This is a genomic window from Phyllobacterium sp. TAF24 (assembly GCF_052113785.1).
Taxonomy (GTDB): domain Bacteria; phylum Pseudomonadota; class Alphaproteobacteria; order Rhizobiales; family Rhizobiaceae; genus Phyllobacterium.
Genome location: NZ_JBFRDN010000002.1, coordinates 95622 through 112895, shown reverse-complemented (window position 1 = coordinate 112895; position 17274 = coordinate 95622). Strand labels below are relative to the sequence as shown.

15 protein-coding genes are annotated in these 17274 nt (G+C 55.9%); 9 read left to right on the top strand and 6 right to left on the bottom strand.

Annotation, left to right across the window (positions count from 1 at the left end):
• The first annotated feature begins 94 nt into the window (after positions 1–94).
• The 3 genes from pyc (at position 95) to AB4Y96_RS02325 (ending at position 5881) form a co-directional block, all read left to right on the top strand.
• A complete protein-coding gene (pyc, locus tag AB4Y96_RS02335; protein WP_441915413.1) occupies positions 95–3550 on the top strand; it encodes a pyruvate carboxylase in 3456 nt (1151 codons plus the stop codon).
• 331 nt (positions 3551–3881) lie between these two features.
• Positions 3882–4664, top strand: a complete 783-nt coding sequence (locus AB4Y96_RS02330) for a DeoR/GlpR family DNA-binding transcription regulator (protein ID WP_441915411.1) — start codon at positions 3882–3884, stop codon at positions 4662–4664.
• A gap of 38 nt (positions 4665–4702) precedes the next feature.
• Positions 4703–5881 carry an MFS transporter gene (locus AB4Y96_RS02325; RefSeq protein WP_091880236.1) on the top strand — a complete coding sequence of 393 codons (1179 nt, stop codon included), beginning with the start codon at positions 4703–4705 and terminating at the stop codon, positions 5879–5881.
• Between the two features lie 38 nt (positions 5882–5919).
• On the opposite strand, the gene AB4Y96_RS02320 is transcribed toward AB4Y96_RS02325, so the two are convergent.
• Both AB4Y96_RS02320 and AB4Y96_RS02315 read right to left on the bottom strand, forming a co-directional pair.
• Positions 5920–7041: a patatin-like phospholipase family protein gene (locus AB4Y96_RS02320; protein WP_091879733.1), complete on the bottom strand. Its 1122-nt coding sequence runs from the start codon at positions 7039–7041 to the stop codon at positions 5920–5922.
• A complete protein-coding gene (locus tag AB4Y96_RS02315; RefSeq protein ID WP_091879735.1) occupies positions 7041–7820 on the bottom strand; it encodes a 3-hydroxybutyrate dehydrogenase in 780 nt (259 codons plus the stop codon). The genes AB4Y96_RS02320 and AB4Y96_RS02315 overlap by 1 nt, the downstream gene beginning before the upstream one ends.
• Positions 7821–8050: 230 nt before the next feature.
• Between AB4Y96_RS02315 and ispG the strand changes: the two genes are divergently transcribed.
• Positions 8051–9307 carry a flavodoxin-dependent (E)-4-hydroxy-3-methylbut-2-enyl-diphosphate synthase gene (gene ispG / locus AB4Y96_RS02310; protein WP_441915409.1) on the top strand — a complete coding sequence of 419 codons (1257 nt, stop codon included), beginning with the start codon at positions 8051–8053 and terminating at the stop codon, positions 9305–9307.
• Between the two features lie 3 nt (positions 9308–9310).
• On the opposite strand, the gene AB4Y96_RS02305 is transcribed toward ispG, so the two are convergent.
• Positions 9311–10228: a polyprenyl synthetase family protein gene (locus AB4Y96_RS02305; RefSeq protein ID WP_091879738.1), complete on the bottom strand. Its 918-nt coding sequence runs from the start codon at positions 10226–10228 to the stop codon at positions 9311–9313.
• Positions 10229–10335: 107 nt separating this feature from the next.
• On the opposite strand from AB4Y96_RS02305, the gene mtgA reads away from it, so the two are divergent.
• The 3 genes from mtgA to AB4Y96_RS02290 all read left to right on the top strand — a co-directional run bounded on the left by mtgA (position 10336) and on the right by AB4Y96_RS02290 (position 11976).
• Complete coding sequence (mtgA, locus tag AB4Y96_RS02300; protein ID WP_441915407.1) at positions 10336–11136, top strand: monofunctional biosynthetic peptidoglycan transglycosylase; 801 nt, start codon at positions 10336–10338, stop codon at positions 11134–11136.
• Positions 11137–11313: 177 nt separating this feature from the next.
• On the top strand, positions 11314–11496 hold the full coding sequence (rpmF, locus tag AB4Y96_RS02295) for a 50S ribosomal protein L32 (RefSeq protein ID WP_008121851.1): 183 nt from the start codon (positions 11314–11316) through the stop codon (positions 11494–11496).
• A 75-nt stretch (positions 11497–11571) separates the two neighbouring features.
• The gene (locus tag AB4Y96_RS02290) at positions 11572–11976 is read left to right on the top strand and encodes a hypothetical protein (RefSeq protein ID WP_091879739.1); all 405 of its coding nucleotides are present in this window, start codon (positions 11572–11574) and stop codon (positions 11974–11976) included.
• A gap of 65 nt (positions 11977–12041) precedes the next feature.
• On the opposite strand, the gene AB4Y96_RS02285 is transcribed toward AB4Y96_RS02290, so the two are convergent.
• Positions 12042–13562, bottom strand: a complete 1521-nt coding sequence (locus AB4Y96_RS02285) for an MFS transporter (RefSeq protein WP_441915404.1) — start codon at positions 13560–13562, stop codon at positions 12042–12044.
• Positions 13563–13685: 123 nt separating this feature from the next.
• On the opposite strand from AB4Y96_RS02285, the gene AB4Y96_RS02280 reads away from it, so the two are divergent.
• A complete protein-coding gene (locus tag AB4Y96_RS02280) occupies positions 13686–14582 on the top strand; it encodes a LysR family transcriptional regulator (RefSeq protein ID WP_441915669.1) in 897 nt (298 codons plus the stop codon).
• 34 nt (positions 14583–14616) lie between these two features.
• Here the strand turns inward: AB4Y96_RS02280 and AB4Y96_RS02275 are convergent, their stop codons facing one another.
• Positions 14617–15054 (bottom strand): GlcG/HbpS family heme-binding protein, encoded by a 438-nt coding sequence (locus tag AB4Y96_RS02275; RefSeq protein WP_441915402.1) that lies wholly within the window; start codon positions 15052–15054, stop codon positions 14617–14619.
• Positions 15055–15147: 93 nt separating this feature from the next.
• Complete coding sequence (gene phaR / locus AB4Y96_RS02270) at positions 15148–15759, bottom strand: polyhydroxyalkanoate synthesis repressor PhaR (protein WP_091879744.1); 612 nt, start codon at positions 15757–15759, stop codon at positions 15148–15150.
• Positions 15760–16030: 271 nt separating this feature from the next.
• Here phaR and AB4Y96_RS02265 point away from each other — a divergent pair, with 271 nt between their 5' ends.
• Complete coding sequence (locus AB4Y96_RS02265; RefSeq protein ID WP_441915400.1) at positions 16031–17215, top strand: acetyl-CoA C-acetyltransferase; 1185 nt, start codon at positions 16031–16033, stop codon at positions 17213–17215.
• Positions 17216–17274 lie beyond the last annotated feature (59 nt).

Here is a 17274-nt window from a genome sequence, read left to right as displayed (position 1 = left end):
TGATCAATATGCATTGTTTGCAGTGCAGCAATCACCCCGCCCAGCATGGGTTTCATCGCTCATATTGCGTCTATAAGATTTCGGAGTTTTCGCTTTGCCTATCAAGAAAATCCTCGTCGCCAATCGATCAGAAATTGCCATCCGTGTTTTCCGTGCCGCCAACGAGCTTGGCATGAAAACCGTGGCGATATGGGCAGAGGAAGACAAGCTGGCGCTGCACCGCTTTAAGGCGGATGAATCCTATCAGGTTGGGCGTGGACCGCATCTTGCCAAGGATATGGGGCCGATTGAAAGCTACCTGTCGATTGAGGAAATCATCCGCGTGGCAAAGCTATCAGGCGCGGATGCAATCCATCCGGGCTATGGGTTGCTTTCCGAAAGTCCGGAGTTTGCCGAGGCGTGCGGCGAAGCCGGGATCATATTCATTGGGCCGAAGCCCGAAACCATGCGCCGCCTAGGCAACAAGGTTGCGGCGCGTAATCTGGCTATCGAGATCGGCGTTCCGGTTGTCCCGGCAACGGAACCGCTGCCTGACGATATGGACGAGGTGAAGAAGCTGGCGGAAACGATCGGCTATCCCGTGATGCTGAAAGCGTCGTGGGGCGGCGGTGGTCGCGGCATGCGCGCCATTTTCTCGCCTGACGATATTGCCCGTGAGGTAACCGAGGGCAAGCGCGAGGCGAAGGCCGCTTTCGGCAAGGATGAAGTCTATCTGGAAAAGCTGGTGCAGCGGGCGCGCCATGTCGAGGTACAAATTCTCGGTGATACCCATGGCAATGCGGTGCATCTGTTTGAGCGCGACTGCTCAATCCAGCGGCGCAACCAGAAAGTTGTCGAGCGCGCACCTGCGCCTTACCTCAACGAGGCGCAGCGCAAGGAGATCGCGGATTACGGTCTGAAGATCGCCAAGGAAACCAGTTATATCGGTGCGGGTACAATCGAATTCCTCATGGATTCCGACACGGACCAGTTCTATTTCATCGAGGTCAATCCACGCATTCAGGTTGAGCATACGGTCACCGAAGAAGTTACCGGTATCGATATCGTCAAGGCGCAGATTCGTATTCTCGAAGGCGCCACCATTGGCACGCCGGAATCTGGTGTTCCTGCCCAGAAAGACATCAAACTGAACGGCCATGCCTTGCAGTGCCGTATCACCACGGAAGACCCTGAGCAGAATTTCATTCCGGATTACGGCCGTATCACTGCCTATCGTGGCGCGACAGGCTTCGGTATCCGGCTTGACGGCGGCACAGCCTATTCCGGCGCGGTCATCACCCGCTATTACGATCCGCTTCTGGAAAAGATTACCGCCTGGTCGCCAACAGCGGATGAAACAATCCAGCGTATGCACCGCGCCCTGCGCGAGTTCCGTATTCGCGGTGTTGCCACCAATCTGACCTTCCTCGAAGCCATCATTACCCACCCGAAATTCGCCGATAATAGCTATACGACGAAGTTCATTGACACGACGCCTGAGCTGTTCGAGCAGGTGAAGCGGCAGGACCGTGCCACCAAGCTTCTGACCTATCTGGCCGATGTGACTGTCAATGGCCATCCGGAAACCAAAGGCCGTGCGACACCACCGGAAGAGGCGGCGCTGCCACGGGTGCCATTTATCGAAACGCCTATTCCCGATGGTACCAAGCAGCTTCTCGATCAGCTTGGACCAAAGAAGTTCGGCGAGTGGATGCGCAATGAAAAGCGCGCGCTGTTTACTGATACCACCATGCGTGACGGCCATCAGTCCCTGCTGGCAACACGCGTGCGCACGTTTGATATTGCCCGGGTGGCAGGCACCTATGCGCGTGCTTTGCCGCAGCTTTTCTCGCTGGAATGCTGGGGCGGCGCGACGTTCGATGTCTCCATGCGCTTTCTGACTGAAGATCCGTGGGAGCGTCTGGCCGAAGTGCGGGAAGCTGCGCCGAATATCCTGCTGCAGATGCTTTTGCGCGGTGCCAATGGTGTTGGTTACAAGAGCTATCCTGACAATGTGGTCAAGTATTTCGTGCAGCAGGCCGCGCGTAGCGGTGTTGATGTATTCCGCGTTTTCGACAGTCTCAACTGGGTCGAGAATATGCGTGTCACCATGGATGCGGTGCTGGAAGAGAACAAGCTCTGTGAAGCTTCCATCTGTTATACCGGCGATATCCTGAACTCGGCCCGGCCGCAGTATGATCTGAAATATTACACCGGTCTGGCGCAGGAAGTCGAAAAGGCCGGGGCGCACATTATCGCCATCAAGGATATGGCCGGTTTGCTGAAACCGGGTGCTGCAAAGGTATTGTTTAAGGCACTGCGCGAGGCAACCGATCTGCCATTGCATTTCCATACCCATGACACGTCAGGTATCTCGGCGGCGACAGTGCTTGCCGCCGTGGATGCGGGTGTCGATGTGGTCGACGCTGCCATGGATGCTCTGTCAGGCAATACCTCACAGCCATGCCTTGGCTCGATTGTCGAGGCGCTCAAGGGTACGGAGCGCGATCCCGGCCTTGACCCGGAATGGATTCGTCGCATTTCGTTCTATTGGGAAGCGGTGCGTACACAATATGCGGCGTTTGAAAGCGATCTGAAGGGCCCGGCGTCGGAAGTCTATCTGCACGAAATGCCGGGAGGCCAGTTTACCAATCTGAAAGAACAGGCGCGCTCGCTCGGCCTTGAGACGCGCTGGCATGAGGTGGCGCAGGCCTATGCCGACGTCAACCAGATGTTCGGCGATATCGTCAAGGTTACGCCCTCGTCGAAGGTTGTCGGCGACATGGCGCTGATGATGGTCAGTCAGGACCTGTCGGTTGCGGATGTGAAGAACCCGGATAAGGATATTTCCTTCCCCGACTCCGTCGTATCGATGATGCGCGGCGATCTTGGCCAGCCGCCAAAGGGTTGGCCGAAGGATATCCAGAAGAAGATATTGAAAGACGAGAAGCCGTTCACAGAACGGCCCGGCTCATTGCTGGCGCCTGCCGATCTTGTGGCGGAGCGTAAGGAGATCGAGGAGAAGCTGGAACGCAAGGTCAGTGATCAGGAATTTGCATCCTATCTCATGTATCCAAAGGTCTTTACCGACTTTGCGGTAACGCACGGGACCTATGGCCCGACAAGCGTGTTGCCGACGCATGTCTATTTCTATGGTCTGGCGCAGGAAGAGGAAGTCTTCCTCGATATTGAACGAGGCAAGACGCTGGTTGTGCGTAATCTTGCTGTGGGTGAGCCGGATGAGAAGGGCATGGTCACCGTGTTCTTCGAAATGAACGGCCAGCCACGGCGTGTCAAAGTGCCTGACCGCACCCGTGCAAGCGGTGTTGGTATCCGGCGCAAGGCGGAACTTGGCAATGACAAGCACGTCGGCGCGCCCATGCCGGGTATTGTTTCCACCGTGGGCGTCACGGTCGGCCAGAAGGTCAATGCGGGCGACGTGCTGCTTTCCATTGAAGCCATGAAGATGGAAACAGCCTTGCGCGCCGAGCGTGATGGAACACTGGCTGAAATTCTGGTGCGTGCGGGTGACCAGATAGATGCAAAGGACCTGCTCGCCGTTTACGAGTGAGGGTGTTGAGCGATGGTGGGGTGGTGTTGCGTGGTTCGACAAGCTCACCATGAGGGAGATGGGTGATGAACGGGAGTCAAGTTCTGCAACTATCGTGATGGGTGATCTTTTTGATCTGCTATCTCCAAGATTAGCGTTGCATCCTCGCTCTCCCTCATGGTGAGCTTGTCGAACCACGAACCACCTCTCATCACCGGATATAACACGCGCACGCCCATTTGTGCACATATCGGCATAAACAGGCATTGAAAAGAAACCATATGTGCAATATGGTGCGTGCAATTACGTTCTGTGCCGAGCGCGGAACCGTGCAGTTGCAGAGCATCACCTAATGACCAAAGACCTGTCGCCGGATGAACGAAAAAGCATGATCCTCAAACGGGTCAATGAATCCGGCCGTGTTCTGGCAAACGCCGTTGCGGTGGAATTTGGCGTTTCGGAGGATTCCATCCGCCGGGATTTGCGTGAACTGTCGGAGGCAGGTTTGGTTCAACGCTTCCATGGCGGTGCGGCACGCAGCAGTTCAAGCTTTCGCAGCTTTCAACAGCGCGCCAAGGATGAAACCGCTGGTAAAAAGGCGATCGCCATGGCCGCGGCTGAAAGAATTGCACCAAATTCGACAATGCTGCTGGACTCCAGCACGACGGTACTCGAATTTGTCCGCGCTCTGCCTGTAAATGCACAAATGCGCATCATCACCAGTTCGCCTGACATTGCCTCCGCTGCTCTCGACCATCCATTGTGTGAGGTCATTCTCCTCGGTGGGACGCTGAACCGGTTCACCCGCAGCGTTATCGGGCAATCGCCCCTTGCCGAAGTGCAACTCATGCATGTGGATTACTGTGTGCTCGGTGCCTGCGCCATAGACGAAAGTCTGACGTTGCGCGCCGAGAACTATGAAGATGCCCATTTAAAACTGGCAATGAGCAAGGCGAGCAATGAAGTCATTCTCCTTGCGACAGCTGAAAAACTGCTCAAGCAGGCGCCCTTTGCCATTGCTCCCATATCGATCATTTCCACGCTCATCACCGATGAAACGGCCGATCCATCGATTGTTGAACGGATACGCGGTGTGGGTGTTGAAATCGTCATAGCTGACAGTCGCGGTGCGTGATGTCGGCTCTATCAGAAATTCAAGCCGGTGATAAAATTATGGATGCCTCTGTCTATCGCAGGAAAGCTGTTTATGGCCGCTGGGCTGTGGCCTGCGCTTTCTTCTTCAATGGTTTTCTGATCGGCAGCTGGGCGCCGCAGATCCCGGTTTTCATGACGCGGCTGCACATCAGCGAATTCACGCTCGGCCTGATGATTCTGGTCTTTGGCCTCGGCGCTCTGGCGGCCATGCCCTGGTGCGGTTATCTCATTGGCAGATATGGTTCGCGTGCGGTGGTGCAGGGCTTTGCGATCTTCTGCAGCTTTTCCTTGCTGCTGGTGGCGCTGGCACCCAATCTTTACGCCGCTGCGCCCGCACTGTTTCTCTTCGGCGCTGTCATAGGCGGCATGGACGTGGCGATGAACGCCAATGCCGTGGAAGTGGAGAAGAAACTGTCCCGCGCGGTCATGTCGTCTTCGCACGGCTTTTGGAGTCTTGGTGGGTTTGCCGGTGGTGCGCTGGGCGGATTGCTCATTGAAGCCCATGGTCATCTCATTCATGCAGCTGTTGTCACCGCGATTGCCGTTGTTCTGGGCCTTGTCGCATTCCGCTACATGATCACGGAAGAAGCGCCTGTCGTGCATGAAAAGAAGGGAAAGCTGGCTTTTCCGACCAATCCACTGATCTATCTGATCGGCATCATGGCGTTGTTCTCCATGATTCCGGAAGGCTCGGTGCTGGACTGGGCCGCCCTTTATCTCAAGCAGGAGCGTGGTGCGGATATTGCCACGGCGGGCTTTGCCTTTGCGGCATTCTCGGGAACCATGTCGGTGATGCGTTTTCTGGGTGATGGTGTTCGCAACCGCTTCGGCGCGGTGAAAACCTTGCGCGTTTCCGCGTTGATTGGTGCATCGGGCATGCTGATCGCGAGCCTTGCGCCGACGCCATGGATTGCCATTCTGGCCTTCGCTTTTTCGGGGCTGGGTATCGCTAATATGGTGCCAATTGCTTTTTCAGCAGCGGGTAATCAGAAGGGAACGTCGTCAGGCGTTGCTCTTAGTCTCGTGACGCTGATGGGCTATTCCGGTATTCTCGTTGCACCATCCGCCATTGGATTTGTGGGTGGCCGGACCGGTTTTGGTCCTGTTTATATGGTGCTTGCCTGCTTGCTTGTGGTGGTTTTCCTGATGGCAAATCTTGCATCAAGTGCCGATCGGAACGAGAGCCCGCAAGCTTGATGATGGTGGCGGCCAGCCTTTGAACTAGCCGCCATTTATTACGCCCGGCGCCTTGCTGCGCCAACGGGCTTTTTGCGCTGGAGGAGGAAGTCGGTAACCCGCCGTCCGGTCTTTTTGGTCTTGAGGCCGACATTCATTTCCGGTGACAGTTCATCGGACAAATCCAGCGTAGCATGTTCGCCGATTGCATCGAAATGCTCTTCCAGCCAGTCATCGGCTGCCGCTTGGCCAAGGTCGCGCAGATATTCAAGGAATGCCCATTCCGCATTGATTTTTGACGATGCAGCCAGACCCGCCAGTGCCACATCGGCGTCGATGCGATGCATACGGATATGCTTATATTCGCCGTGCTCGAGCCTGCCGCCATCGATCAGCGAATTGACGAAGGCAATCGAGCGGAATTCCCGCAAGAGCGCCGCGTTGAACGTGATCTCGTCAATACGATCGGTGATTTCGCGGGCGGTCTTGGGCGCGCCGCGCCGCTCGATCGGGTTGATCTGGATGAGCAGCACATCTTCGGCCTTGGTCGAGTAGAAGAAGGGATAGAGCGCGGGATTGCCACCATAACCGCCGTCCCAATAGGGCTCTCCACCGATCTCCACCGCCTGAAAAATATAGGGCAGGCAAGCGGAAGCCATCACGACGTCGGCGTTCAGTTCCGATTGGGAAAAGACGCGCAGACGGCCGCTTTCCACGTTCGTCGCAGAGATGAAAAGCTTGAGCTGCGAACAGGCCTTCACCCGGTCGAAATCAATCTCGCGCTCAACCACATCCCGCAAGGGGTTGAGGTTGAAGGGGTTGAATTCGTAAGGTGAAAACATGCGCGAGAACTGCTCGAACAGATTATAGCCGACACCGTTTTCCACGGACCAGTTACCAAAAAACCGGTCCCATGGCGTGCGCTGGACCGGGCTGAATTGCCCGGTGCGGCCAACAGCCCGCCAGAATTCGTGCAGTTTCTCGCGGGCGCCCTCGGCACCATTGCGGCTCCAGCCATCGGCCAGTGCAACGGCATTCATCGCACCAGCGCTGGTGCCGGAAATACCTTCGATGGTCAAGCGCCCATCTTCAAGAATCCGGTCCAGAACGCCCCAGGTAAAGGCGCCGTGCGAACCGCCACCCTGAAGCGCGATGTTGATGGCTTTGGGTTTGTGATTCATTACTGAGCCGTCCAGCCGCCATCAACGGAGATGGATGTGCCGGTGATCTGTGCAGCTGCATCGCTGGCGAGGAAGACGACGGTCGCGCCGATCTGTTCAACGGTGGCAAATTCCTTGGTTGCCTGCTTGTCGAGCATGACTTCGCGGATCACCGTTTCGCGATCCATATTGTGCGCTTTCATCTGATCGGGGATTTGCGCCTCGACGAGTGGCGTCAGGACATAACCGGGGCAGATGGCATTGCTGGTGATGTGCTTTTCGGCAACTTCCAGTGCCACTGTCTTGGTCAGTCCGAGAACGCCGTGCTTTGCAGCCACATAGGCGGATTTGAATGGTGAGGCGCGCAGACCGTGGGCTGAGGCAATATTGATGATGCGGCCCCATCCGGCTTTTTTCATATAGGGAAGCGCAGCAGCCGTTGTGTGGAACGCCGAAGTAAGGTTGATGGCGATGATTGCATCCCATTTTTCCGTGGGGAATTCATCAACGGGCGCAACAAACTGGATACCCGCATTGTTGACGAGTACGTCCACGCTGCCGAATGTCGCGGCGGCCTGATCGATCAGAGCGCGGCATTCATCACCCTTGGACATGTCAGCCTTGATATAGGCGACACCGGTGGAATGCTTGGCGGCAATCTCCTTGGCGAGATCGTGATCTTCGGGGCGGTCGGTGAAGGAATTGATCACCACATTGTAACCCGCCGCTGCGAGCGCGTGGGCGGAACCCAGTCCGATGCCGGAGTTGGAACCTGTAACGACTGCGGTCTTCTTGGCCATGAGATACTTCCTTTGGTGTAAATAACCGTCTTAACAACCCGTGTTGAAGGTGTGTGGAATATATTGCATTGCAGCAAAATTACCAGCTTTGGCACGTGAACAGTTTGTCATGTGGTTCACTGTGCCGTGATCGTCAGATGCATTTGCTTTGAATTTGCCGCGTTAATGTCACATGGTGTTGACACAATGCATTCCCTGCGCCACGTGAGGGGAATATCTGGAGTTTGACGATGTCTGACTATTATTCGCAGCCTTTTGCCCGCCGCACCTCTGTTGGTGTGGACGTGGGCGGAGTCATGGTGGGCGGAGGCGCGCCCGTCGTTGTGCAGTCAATGACCAACACGGATACGGCCGATGTGGATGGTACGGTGGCTCAGGTGGCTGCGCTTTCGCGGGCCGGTTCGCAAATTGTCCGTATCACTGTCGACCGGGATGAGTCTGCAGCCGCCGTGCCGAAAATCCGCGAACGGCTGGACCGGCTTGGTCTCGATGTGCCGCTGGTCGGTGATTTCCATTATATCGGCCACAAGCTGCTGGCCGACCACCCGGCCTGCGCCGAAGCCTTGGCCAAATATCGCATCAATCCTGGAAATGTCGGTTTCAAGGACAAGAAGGACGCGCAATTCGGTGCCATCATCGAAATGGCGATCCGTTATGACAAGCCGGTGCGTATTGGTGTCAATTGGGGTTCGCTCGATCAGGAATTGCTGACAGCGCTGATGGACCAGAATCACGCCGCCGGTGCGCCGTTGACTGCGGAACAGGTCACGCGTGAAGCTATCGTCCAGTCTGCGCTGATTTCCTCGCAACTGGCCGAAGAAATCGGCCTGCCGCGCTCAAAAATCATTCTTTCCGCCAAGGTCAGTCAGGTGCAGGACTTGATTGCCGTCTATGCGGAACTGGCACGGCGCTGTGACCACGCGCTGCATCTTGGCCTCACCGAAGCCGGTATGGGTTCCAAAGGCATTGTTGCTTCTTCGGCAGCGCTTGGCATTCTCCTGCAACAGGGCATTGGCGATACGATCCGCATATCACTGACGCCGGAGCCCAATGGCGATCGCACCCGCGAAGTGCAGGTTGCGCAGGAATTGCTGCAGACCATGGGTTTTCGCCAGTTTATCCCGATTGTTGCCGCGTGTCCCGGTTGCGGGCGCACCACATCAACAGTTTTTCAGGAATTGGCGCAGTCAATCCAGAGCGATATTCGCGATAATATGCCGGTCTGGCGGGAGAAGTACCCCGGTGTTGAGGCTTTGAACGTGGCCGTCATGGGCTGTATCGTCAATGGACCGGGCGAATCCAAGATGGCTGATATTGGCATTTCACTGCCCGGCACCGGCGAAACGCCAACGGCTCCTGTTTTTGTCGATGGCAAGAAAGTGGCTACCTTGCGCGGTGCTGGTATTGCCAAGGAATTCCAGAAAATGGTTGCCGATTATATCGAGAACCGTTTTGGCCAGAATGCCGGTTCTCACGCGGCGGAATAACCCTCAGCTCTGCCGTTCGGCGATGAACCGGGCAGCTTCCTTCAGCAGGGATGCCTGTTCACCGAAAGGCGCAAGCAGGTCTCCCGCTTCAGCCACCAGTCCGCTGAGCTGTTGTTTCGTCCAGTCGATGCCATGCATGGAAACCAGCGTGGCTTTGCCAGCGGCGGCATCCTTGCCCGTTGCTTTGCCCATTTCGGCGGCATCAGCGGTAACGTCAAGCAGATCATCCGCCAGCTGGAAGGCAAGACCAATGGCCGAACCATATTCTGCCAGCCGCTCGCGATCTTCAGGTGAGGCATTGCCGATAATCGCACCTGCTTCGCAGGCGAAGCGGATCAGTGCGCCGGTTTTCATGGCTTGCAGGCGGATAATGCCGGCTTCATCCGGCTTTACCTTCTCTGCTTCTAGATCGAGCGTCTGACCGCCCGTCATGCCGCCAATACCGGCGGCCCGTGCCAATGTTGTTACCAACGCAACTTTTGCTTTCGCATCCAGTTCCGTTTCCTCAGCGGCAACAAGTTCGAAGGCGTAGGTAAGGAGGCTGTCGCCCGCGAGGATCGCTGCGGCCTCGTCAAACTTGCGATGAACCGTTGGCTGGCCGCGGCGCATATCGTCATTGTCCATGGCGGGAAGATCGTCATGGATGAGCGAATAGCAGTGAATGCATTCAAGTGCCGCTGCCACCCGCAGCGCTGCAAGCGTATCTGCACCGAAAAGGGCGGCGCTTTCCATGACAAGGAACGGGCGCAGGCGTTTGCCGCCATTGAGAACACCATGTCTCATCGCAGCCATAAGGCGGGGAGGACGGCTGATCTCGCCATTATCAGGGCGATCAGAAAGCAGGTCAGTCAGCAGCGTTTCCACCGAAGCGGCGCGGTGCTGCAACGTTATCTGGAACAGGGAAGAACCTTGATCTGTCATCATGATCTGGCAATGAGCGAAAAATTGTCGGCTGGTCAATGATTAGATGCATTTCTTTTGCATTTTTGCCTTGATGTCCCTGTGAACATAGCTGCAAACACACGGAAATGGTTCCCTTTGGATGGCCATTGCTCTATGTCCATGAAGGGCTTTCAATGCAGGCGGTGGGTGTGGCAAGGGTACTCGTCAGAAACAAAAGAGGTGGAGGTTATCTGGTCAGCCCAGGTGGCTCGCCTTTAGGGCGCATCATGCGTTACCTGATACTGGCGGGAATCATCCTGATGATGATTCCGATCATCTTGCTCAGCCTGTACCGGCTGCCTTTTGTTCATCCGATTTCGACCTTGATGGTGAAGGATCTTGTGACATTCTCCGGATATGATCGCCGCTGGGTGTCGATGGACGAAATCTCCCCAGTGCTGGTGCATTCCGTCATGATGTCGGAGGATGCACGCTTCTGTTTTCATTCGGGTGTCGACTGGGACGCGATGAATTCAGTTGTTTCCGATGCCATGGATGGCGAGCAGACGCGCGGTGCGTCCACCATCACCATGCAGACTGCCAAGAACCTGTTTCTATGGAACGGCCGGTCCTTTATCCGTAAAGGGCTGGAGTTGCCATTGGCGATGATGACAGATCTTGTTCTTACGAAGCGACGCGTCATGGAAATTTATCTGAACATTGCCGAATGGGGTCCGGGTGTTTACGGTATCGAGGCAGCAGCCCAGCATCATTTCAAGGTAAGCGCGACGAGGCTGACACCGCGTCAGGCGGCCTTTCTCGCCGTAAGCCTGCCCAACCCGATTGTGCGTAATCCGGCAAGACCGGGGCGCGGCTTGCAAACGCTGGCAAGGCTCAATGAGCGTCGTGCGCGGGGGGCTGGCGCATATATTGGTTGTGTGAAATAAGCACCGGATCGGCCTGAATCCCGGCATATCCACGCTTGCGACAAAAAATATGCGACTCCTGCTGGTCAAAAGCTCTCAAGACGTGTATAGCCCAGCCGAACTTTCCGGAATTTTGTCCATTGTGACAGGCTCGATCGGGCCAGCGCCGGATTTTGACTGATTACTGGAGCAGGAACAATGGCTGTACCTAAAAGAAAAACTTCTCCGTCGAAGCGCGGCATGCGCCGCTCCGCCGACGCGTTGAAGGCCCCGACTTACGTCGAAGACAAGAATTCAGGCGAACTGCGCCGTCCGCACCATGTCGATCTGAAGACCGGCATGTATCGCGGTCGTCAGGTTCTGACGCCGAAAGAAGGCTAATCCCTTCCTGGATTTCGTGATAAGGAGGACCGGCCTTGTGCCGGTCTTTTTTATTTACGTGGGGAGGCGAATGCCGTGATTTCCAACATTCCTTTGATGATCGTTCCGCTTGTCGTGTTCAATCTGGTTATCGCTGGATTGGCCGGTATTGGCGGGGCGGACCCTTGGGCGACGCAGCTCTATTCCGTGCAGATGCTATCAGGCGGTGTCTGGCGAATGACGCTTGGCGACCTGATGATCGTCCTGTCGCTTGCATTGCTGTTCTTCGAGATCATGAAGTCAACACGCACCAGCAATGCATCGGTGGTTGACCATCTCCTGTCGACATTTGTCTTCGTGGCATTTCTGGTGGAATTCCTGCTGGTACCAGCCGCCTCGCATTCACTGTTCTTCATCCTGATGGCGATGGCTTTCTTCGATATTCTGGCGGGCTTCACCGTTTCGCTGCGCTCCGCTGGCCGCGACGTCAACTTTCGCTAGAGCTAATTGTCATGCAAAACCCCGGCAGATGCGCGTATCTACCGGGGTTTTGGTTTGTCCGTCGATCAAGCGGCTACGGCTTCATTATCCGGTATGCGCATGACGACAAAGATTGAGATCGCCGTCACAACCGTAATCTCCGAGAGGATTCGCAGCAGATGGCCGAATGCTTCACCATAACTCTGCAGTACAACCTCGCGGCTGACCGGATCAAGCAGGGACAAAGCTGAAGCAAGATTGCCGGTCGCGATTTTCTGGGCTGCCTCTATGGCATCCGGGCCAGTTCCGCCGGGAAACACCGCACCCAGTTTCCAGCCAAGCAGTGCAGTCAGAAGCGCACTGACAATGGCAAGCGCAATGCCTTCTCCAGCGATACGGGTGGTGCTGAAGATGCCCGTTGCCATGCCGGCCCGTTCCTTCGGCACAACACTGACGGCAAGCCCATCCATCAACCCCCAGGGCAGACTGATGCCAAAACCAATGAGAACCAATGCAGGTAAGGTAAGCTCTACCGGTTGACCGGGCATGCAGCGGCTGAGCCAGAACAGGCCAGCAGCCGAGATGAGTAATCCGACACTGCATAATATCGCGGGCGAAAACCAGCGTGTGAGCAAAGCGGCAAGAAATGGCACGATCAGCAAAGGCGCGGAGAGGGCGAGCATCATCTGACCGGTCTGAACTTCGTTGAAGCCTTCAACGCCAATATAGCGGATAGGCAGCAGAATGAGCAGGACGACGAAGGAATAGGCCGGAGCTGCTGCCAGAAGCTGAACACCGACAAAGCGTGGATAGCGGAACAGGCTGAGATCGAGCATGGGCCTTGCAGCGCGTTTCTCGATAATCGCGAAAATGCCGAATACGAGTATCGCACCAACAAGAAGACTGACGACGAGAGGATGTCCCCAGCCAATATCCGGCGCCTGCAATATGCCTGATGTCAGAAGTGTCAGTGCGAGCGTGAAGCTGATGGCGCCGGGCCAATCAATGCCGCGAGCATCCGGATCGCGCGATTCCCGCAGCCGCGATGCGCCGAGACCAAATGCGATAATCGTAAGCGGCACTGTAACGAGGATTGCCGCCTGCCAGCCAAAATGGCTGATGAGGACGCCTGAGAGAATCGGCCCGAAGGATAGTCCCACTCCAAAGGTGATGCCAATCAGGCTGAAGGCGCGCGTGCGCTCACTTCCTTCGAATTCCTGAGCAAGCGCGGCCATGCCACCGGAAAAGGCAAGAGCGCTGGAAAGGCCCTGTGCTGCCCGCAATATATCAAACAGGACAAGGTTGGTGACAAGTGACAATGCCAGTGAGAACAGGCCAAACAGCCCGAGGCCGGTCAGGAAGATGCGCTTGCGGCCGTAATTGTCAGCAAGCGCACCGGATGCCATCAGGCTGCTGCCAAAGGCGAGCATGAAAGCATTGGTGACCCAGTTGAGTTCGACGGGGCTGCCCCCGAGGGCACGGGCGATGGAAGGGAGCGCTACAGCGGGTCCGGTAAAGCTGATCGGCATGGCCAGTGCTGCGAGGCAGACAGCAGCCAAAATCATCAGTTTTTCCGCAGAGCCGTGCGGAATTGCATGGGCAGTCATTTTTCACCTGCGATATCAAATGTGAGAGGAGTTAAGTGAAATTCATGATACACAGGCTTTAATCATTGAGAATTAGAGCATATGTCCGATAATAACGGACATTACTTCCGCAATAGGCTTGATATGGACAATCTGAATGGTCTCTTCGCCTTTGTGCGTTCAGCTGAAACCTTGAGTTTCGTTGCGGCGGGTCGGTCGCTGGGTGTTTCTGCCTCGGCGGTCGGAAAAACCATCGCCCGGCTCGAACAGAGGCTGGATGTACGCCTCTTCCAGCGCAGCACCCGGCGCATCAGCCTGACGGAAGAGGGACAGCTGTTCTACGAGCGCTGTCGCCGTATCATTGATGATCTTGGTGATGCGGAGTCCATGCTGTCGCGGACCAAGGAAGCGCCGCGTGGCCGCCTGCGCGTCAGCCTGCCGACGATTGGTTATCGCTTTCTCCTGCCGCACTTGCCGGAATTCGAGGAACTTTATCCGGAGATCGAGCTTGACCTCGATTTCAACGATCAAATCGTCAATGTGATCGAGGAGGGTTTTGACGCGGTCATTCGCAGTGGTGACTTACCCGATTCATCCCTGATGGCGCGTCGCCTTGGGCCGTTCAGGCAGGTGCTTACTGCATCATCAGCTTATCTCGACAGACGCGGAACGCCCGGGATATTGGGTGATCTGGAGCATCATGCATGTCTGCGTTATCGCTTCCCGACAAGTGGCAAATTGCAGGACTGGGTTATGGGAGGGGCAACGGACGTTGAACTGCGCCTCTCGTCCGCGCTGGTCTGCAACAATATGGAGGCGCTTTATGGGGCAACCATCCGCGGCCTTGGCATTGCCTATATGCCGGATTTCCTTGTGGCCGATGCGGTAAAAACCGGTCAGTTACACACGCTGCTTGATGATTGCTTTGTTCAGACCGGGCAGTTCTGGGTGCTTTGGCCTTCGAACCGGCACTTGTCGCCCAAGCTGCGGGTCTTTGTCGATTTCATCGCGCCCCGGTTGTTTTCCGGGACGCGATTGTAAAACAAAGGCTTGTTCAAAAAGAACAGGCCAGAGATCAGCCTTGGCCGCCGTCAGCGACGAAGCCAGCGGCTTCGATACCGGCAATAGCGGCAATTTCGTCATTATCGGATGTATCGCCGGTCACACCGACAGCGCCGAGGATTTCACCCTTGGCATTCTTGATCAAAACACCGCCAGCAACCGGAATGACGCGGCCACCGGATGCTGCAACCAGTCCTTCGACGAAATGCGGACGGTCCTTGGCAAACTTCTCAACGGTGCGCGATCCCGTACCGATGGTCAGTCCGCCGAAAGCTTTGCCAAAGGCGATTTCGAAACGCAGCATGGAAGCGCCATCTTGTTTCTGGAAAGCTTTGAGATGGCCACCGGCATCCAGCACTGCAACGGAAAGCGGGCGCATCCCGGCTTCAGTGCCTTTGGCGAGTGCAGCTTTGATAATTGTATTGGCTTTGGAAAGTGATAGCTGAGCCATAATATCCTCTTGGGTCATGCGTTGATTGTAGAATAGGCAAAACCGATCCGCCGCGAGAGCCGGATGGTCAGTCGAAAACGGATTTGGCTTTGATTACTTGTCGAGAGAATCGAGCTTGCGCTGCATGGCAGCAATCTGTTCTTTCAGCTCGTCCAGTCCTGTGTCCTTCTTGGCGGTTTCAGCGGCGGGTGCTTCTTCAGCCTCGGCTGCTCCGGCCGTCTTGTTGAGCGGAAACGGCGTGAACATGCGCATGGCGTGTTGCAGCATTTCCGTATTGCGGCGGACTTGCTCTTCCACAAGCTTGACCGGTGCGCTGATGTCCATCATGTCGATGGGTGATTTGCCAAAGGCGGTCGTCAGTTGCTCGCGCATGCGCTCCTGCTCCTTGGCAAAGGCGCTCATCGACTGTTCAAGGAATGTTGGCAGAACCACCTGCATCTGGTCGCCATAATAGGCGATGAGCTGGCGCAGGAAGGGGATCGGCAGCATGTTCTGCCCGTCCTTGTTTTCCAGTTCAAAGATGATCTGGGTCAGTACGGGATGGGTAATATCTTCGCCTGTCTTGGCGTCCTGAACGGTGAAATCCTCATTTCTCTTCACCATCTCGGCCAGGTCTTCCAACGTCACATAGGTGCTTGTGCCGGTGTTATAGAGGCGCCGGTTGGCATATTTTTTAATGACGATTTCGCCGGTTTTGGCTGCCATCTGAGAACTCCCCAACTCATGTCATCAGACTCGAACGGTCCGAATTTGCGTGCCCGCTAACTCATATACATGCGAGGATAGGGGCAAAGTTGCACAATTCAAAGTGATTTGTGCAGCGCATCCATTGCGCAGATCATTCTAGCCTTTCCCTGCCGCAGAAGCGTTAAATTTGCCTTCAGGGCGAATGCCCCTTGTCAAACGGTCGCAGGGAGGGAATTCTGTTCAGGAAACCAAGCTGAATAAATTCAGCAGTCCATATGAGGAGACGTCCATGACCCAATCCATCGTTATCGCCAGTGCTGCACGAACCGCCGTCGGTTCGTTCAATGGCGCTTTCGCCAATGTGCCGGCTCATGAGCTTGGCGCTGCGGTGATCAAGGAAGTGCTGAGCCGCGCCGGTGTCGATGGTGCCGATGTCGATGAAGTGATCATGGGACAGGTGCTGAGTGCTGGCGAGGGACAGAACCCGGCTCGTCAGGCCGCCATGGAAGCGGGTATTCCGCAGGAAGCCACGGCCTGGGGGCTCAACCAGCTCTGTGGTTCCGGCCTGCGTGCAGTAGCCCTCGGCATGCAGCAGATCGCATCGGGTGATGCGGATATCATTGTTGCCGGTGGTCAGGAATCCATGTCCATGGCTCCGCATTGCGCGCATCTGCGCGGCGGTGTGAAGATGGGTGACTTCAAGATGATCGATACGATGATCAAGGATGGCCTGACGGATGCCTTCCATGGCTATCATATGGGCAACACCGCTGAAAACATTGCCCGCAAGTGGCAGTTTACGCGCGATGATCAGGACAAGTTTGCCCTCGGCTCCCAGAACAAGGCCGAGGCTGCGCAAAAGGCTGGCAAGTTCAAGGACGAAATCGTTCCATTCACGGTCAAGACCCGCAAGGGCGACGTGATTGTCGCTGATGATGAATATATCCGCCAMGGCGCAACGCTGGATTCCCTCGCCAAGCTGAAGCCAGCCTTTGACAAGGAAGGCACAGTGACCGCAGGCAATGCGTCCGGTCTGAATGACGGCGCCGCTGCTGTTGTTCTGATGAGCGAGGAAGAAGCCAAGCGCCGTAATATCAAGCCTCTGGCACGCATTGTATCCTGGGCAACGGCTGGTGTTGATCCTTCAATCATGGGTACGGGTCCCATTCCCGCATCGCGCAAGGCATTGGAAAAGGCTGGATGGAAGGTGGAGGACCTTGATCTGGTTGAGGCCAATGAGGCATTTGCCGCACAGGCACTGTCCGTCAACAAAGATCTCGGGCTCAATCCTGACATTGTCAATGTCAATGGCGGTGCCATTGCCATCGGCCATCCGATCGGCGCATCGGGTGCCCGCGTTCTCAATACGCTGCTTTTTGAGTTGAAGCGTCGCAATGGCACAAAAGGCCTTGCCACTCTTTGCATTGGCGGTGGCATGGGCGTTGCTCTGTGCGTTGAGCGCATAAAAGACTGATCTTGAAAAAATAGGTCCCGGTTCGGCTTTTGTCGGACCGGTGTCTTGGCAGCACTAAA

Excerpts from the sequence above, each read along its gene's own strand:
- AB4Y96_RS02285 (WP_441915404.1), bottom strand. The coding sequence starts at position 13,562 with ATGACTGCCCATGCAATTCCGCACGGCTCTGCGGAAAAACTGATGATT.
- ispG (WP_441915409.1), top strand. The coding sequence starts at position 8,051 with ATGTCTGACTATTATTCGCAGCCTTTTGCCCGCCGCACCTCTGTTGGT.
- phaR (WP_091879744.1), bottom strand. The coding sequence starts at position 15,759 with ATGGCAGCCAAAACCGGCGAAATCGTCATTAAAAAATATGCCAACCGG.
- AB4Y96_RS02330 (WP_441915411.1), top strand. The coding sequence starts at position 3,882 with ATGACCAAAGACCTGTCGCCGGATGAACGAAAAAGCATGATCCTCAAA.
- mtgA (WP_441915407.1), top strand. The coding sequence starts at position 10,336 with ATGGTTCCCTTTGGATGGCCATTGCTCTATGTCCATGAAGGGCTTTCA.
- rpmF (WP_008121851.1), top strand. The coding sequence starts at position 11,314 with ATGGCTGTACCTAAAAGAAAAACTTCTCCGTCGAAGCGCGGCATGCGC.
- AB4Y96_RS02305 (WP_091879738.1), bottom strand. The coding sequence starts at position 10,228 with ATGACAGATCAAGGTTCTTCCCTGTTCCAGATAACGTTGCAGCACCGC.
- AB4Y96_RS02315 (WP_091879735.1), bottom strand. The coding sequence starts at position 7,820 with ATGGCCAAGAAGACCGCAGTCGTTACAGGTTCCAACTCCGGCATCGGA.
- AB4Y96_RS02280 (WP_441915669.1), top strand. The coding sequence starts at position 13,686 with ATGGACAATCTGAATGGTCTCTTCGCCTTTGTGCGTTCAGCTGAAACC.
- AB4Y96_RS02275 (WP_441915402.1), bottom strand. The coding sequence starts at position 15,054 with ATGGCTCAGCTATCACTTTCCAAAGCCAATACAATTATCAAAGCTGCA.
- AB4Y96_RS02325 (WP_091880236.1), top strand. The coding sequence starts at position 4,703 with ATGGATGCCTCTGTCTATCGCAGGAAAGCTGTTTATGGCCGCTGGGCT.
- AB4Y96_RS02320 (WP_091879733.1), bottom strand. The coding sequence starts at position 7,041 with ATGAATCACAAACCCAAAGCCATCAACATCGCGCTTCAGGGTGGCGGT.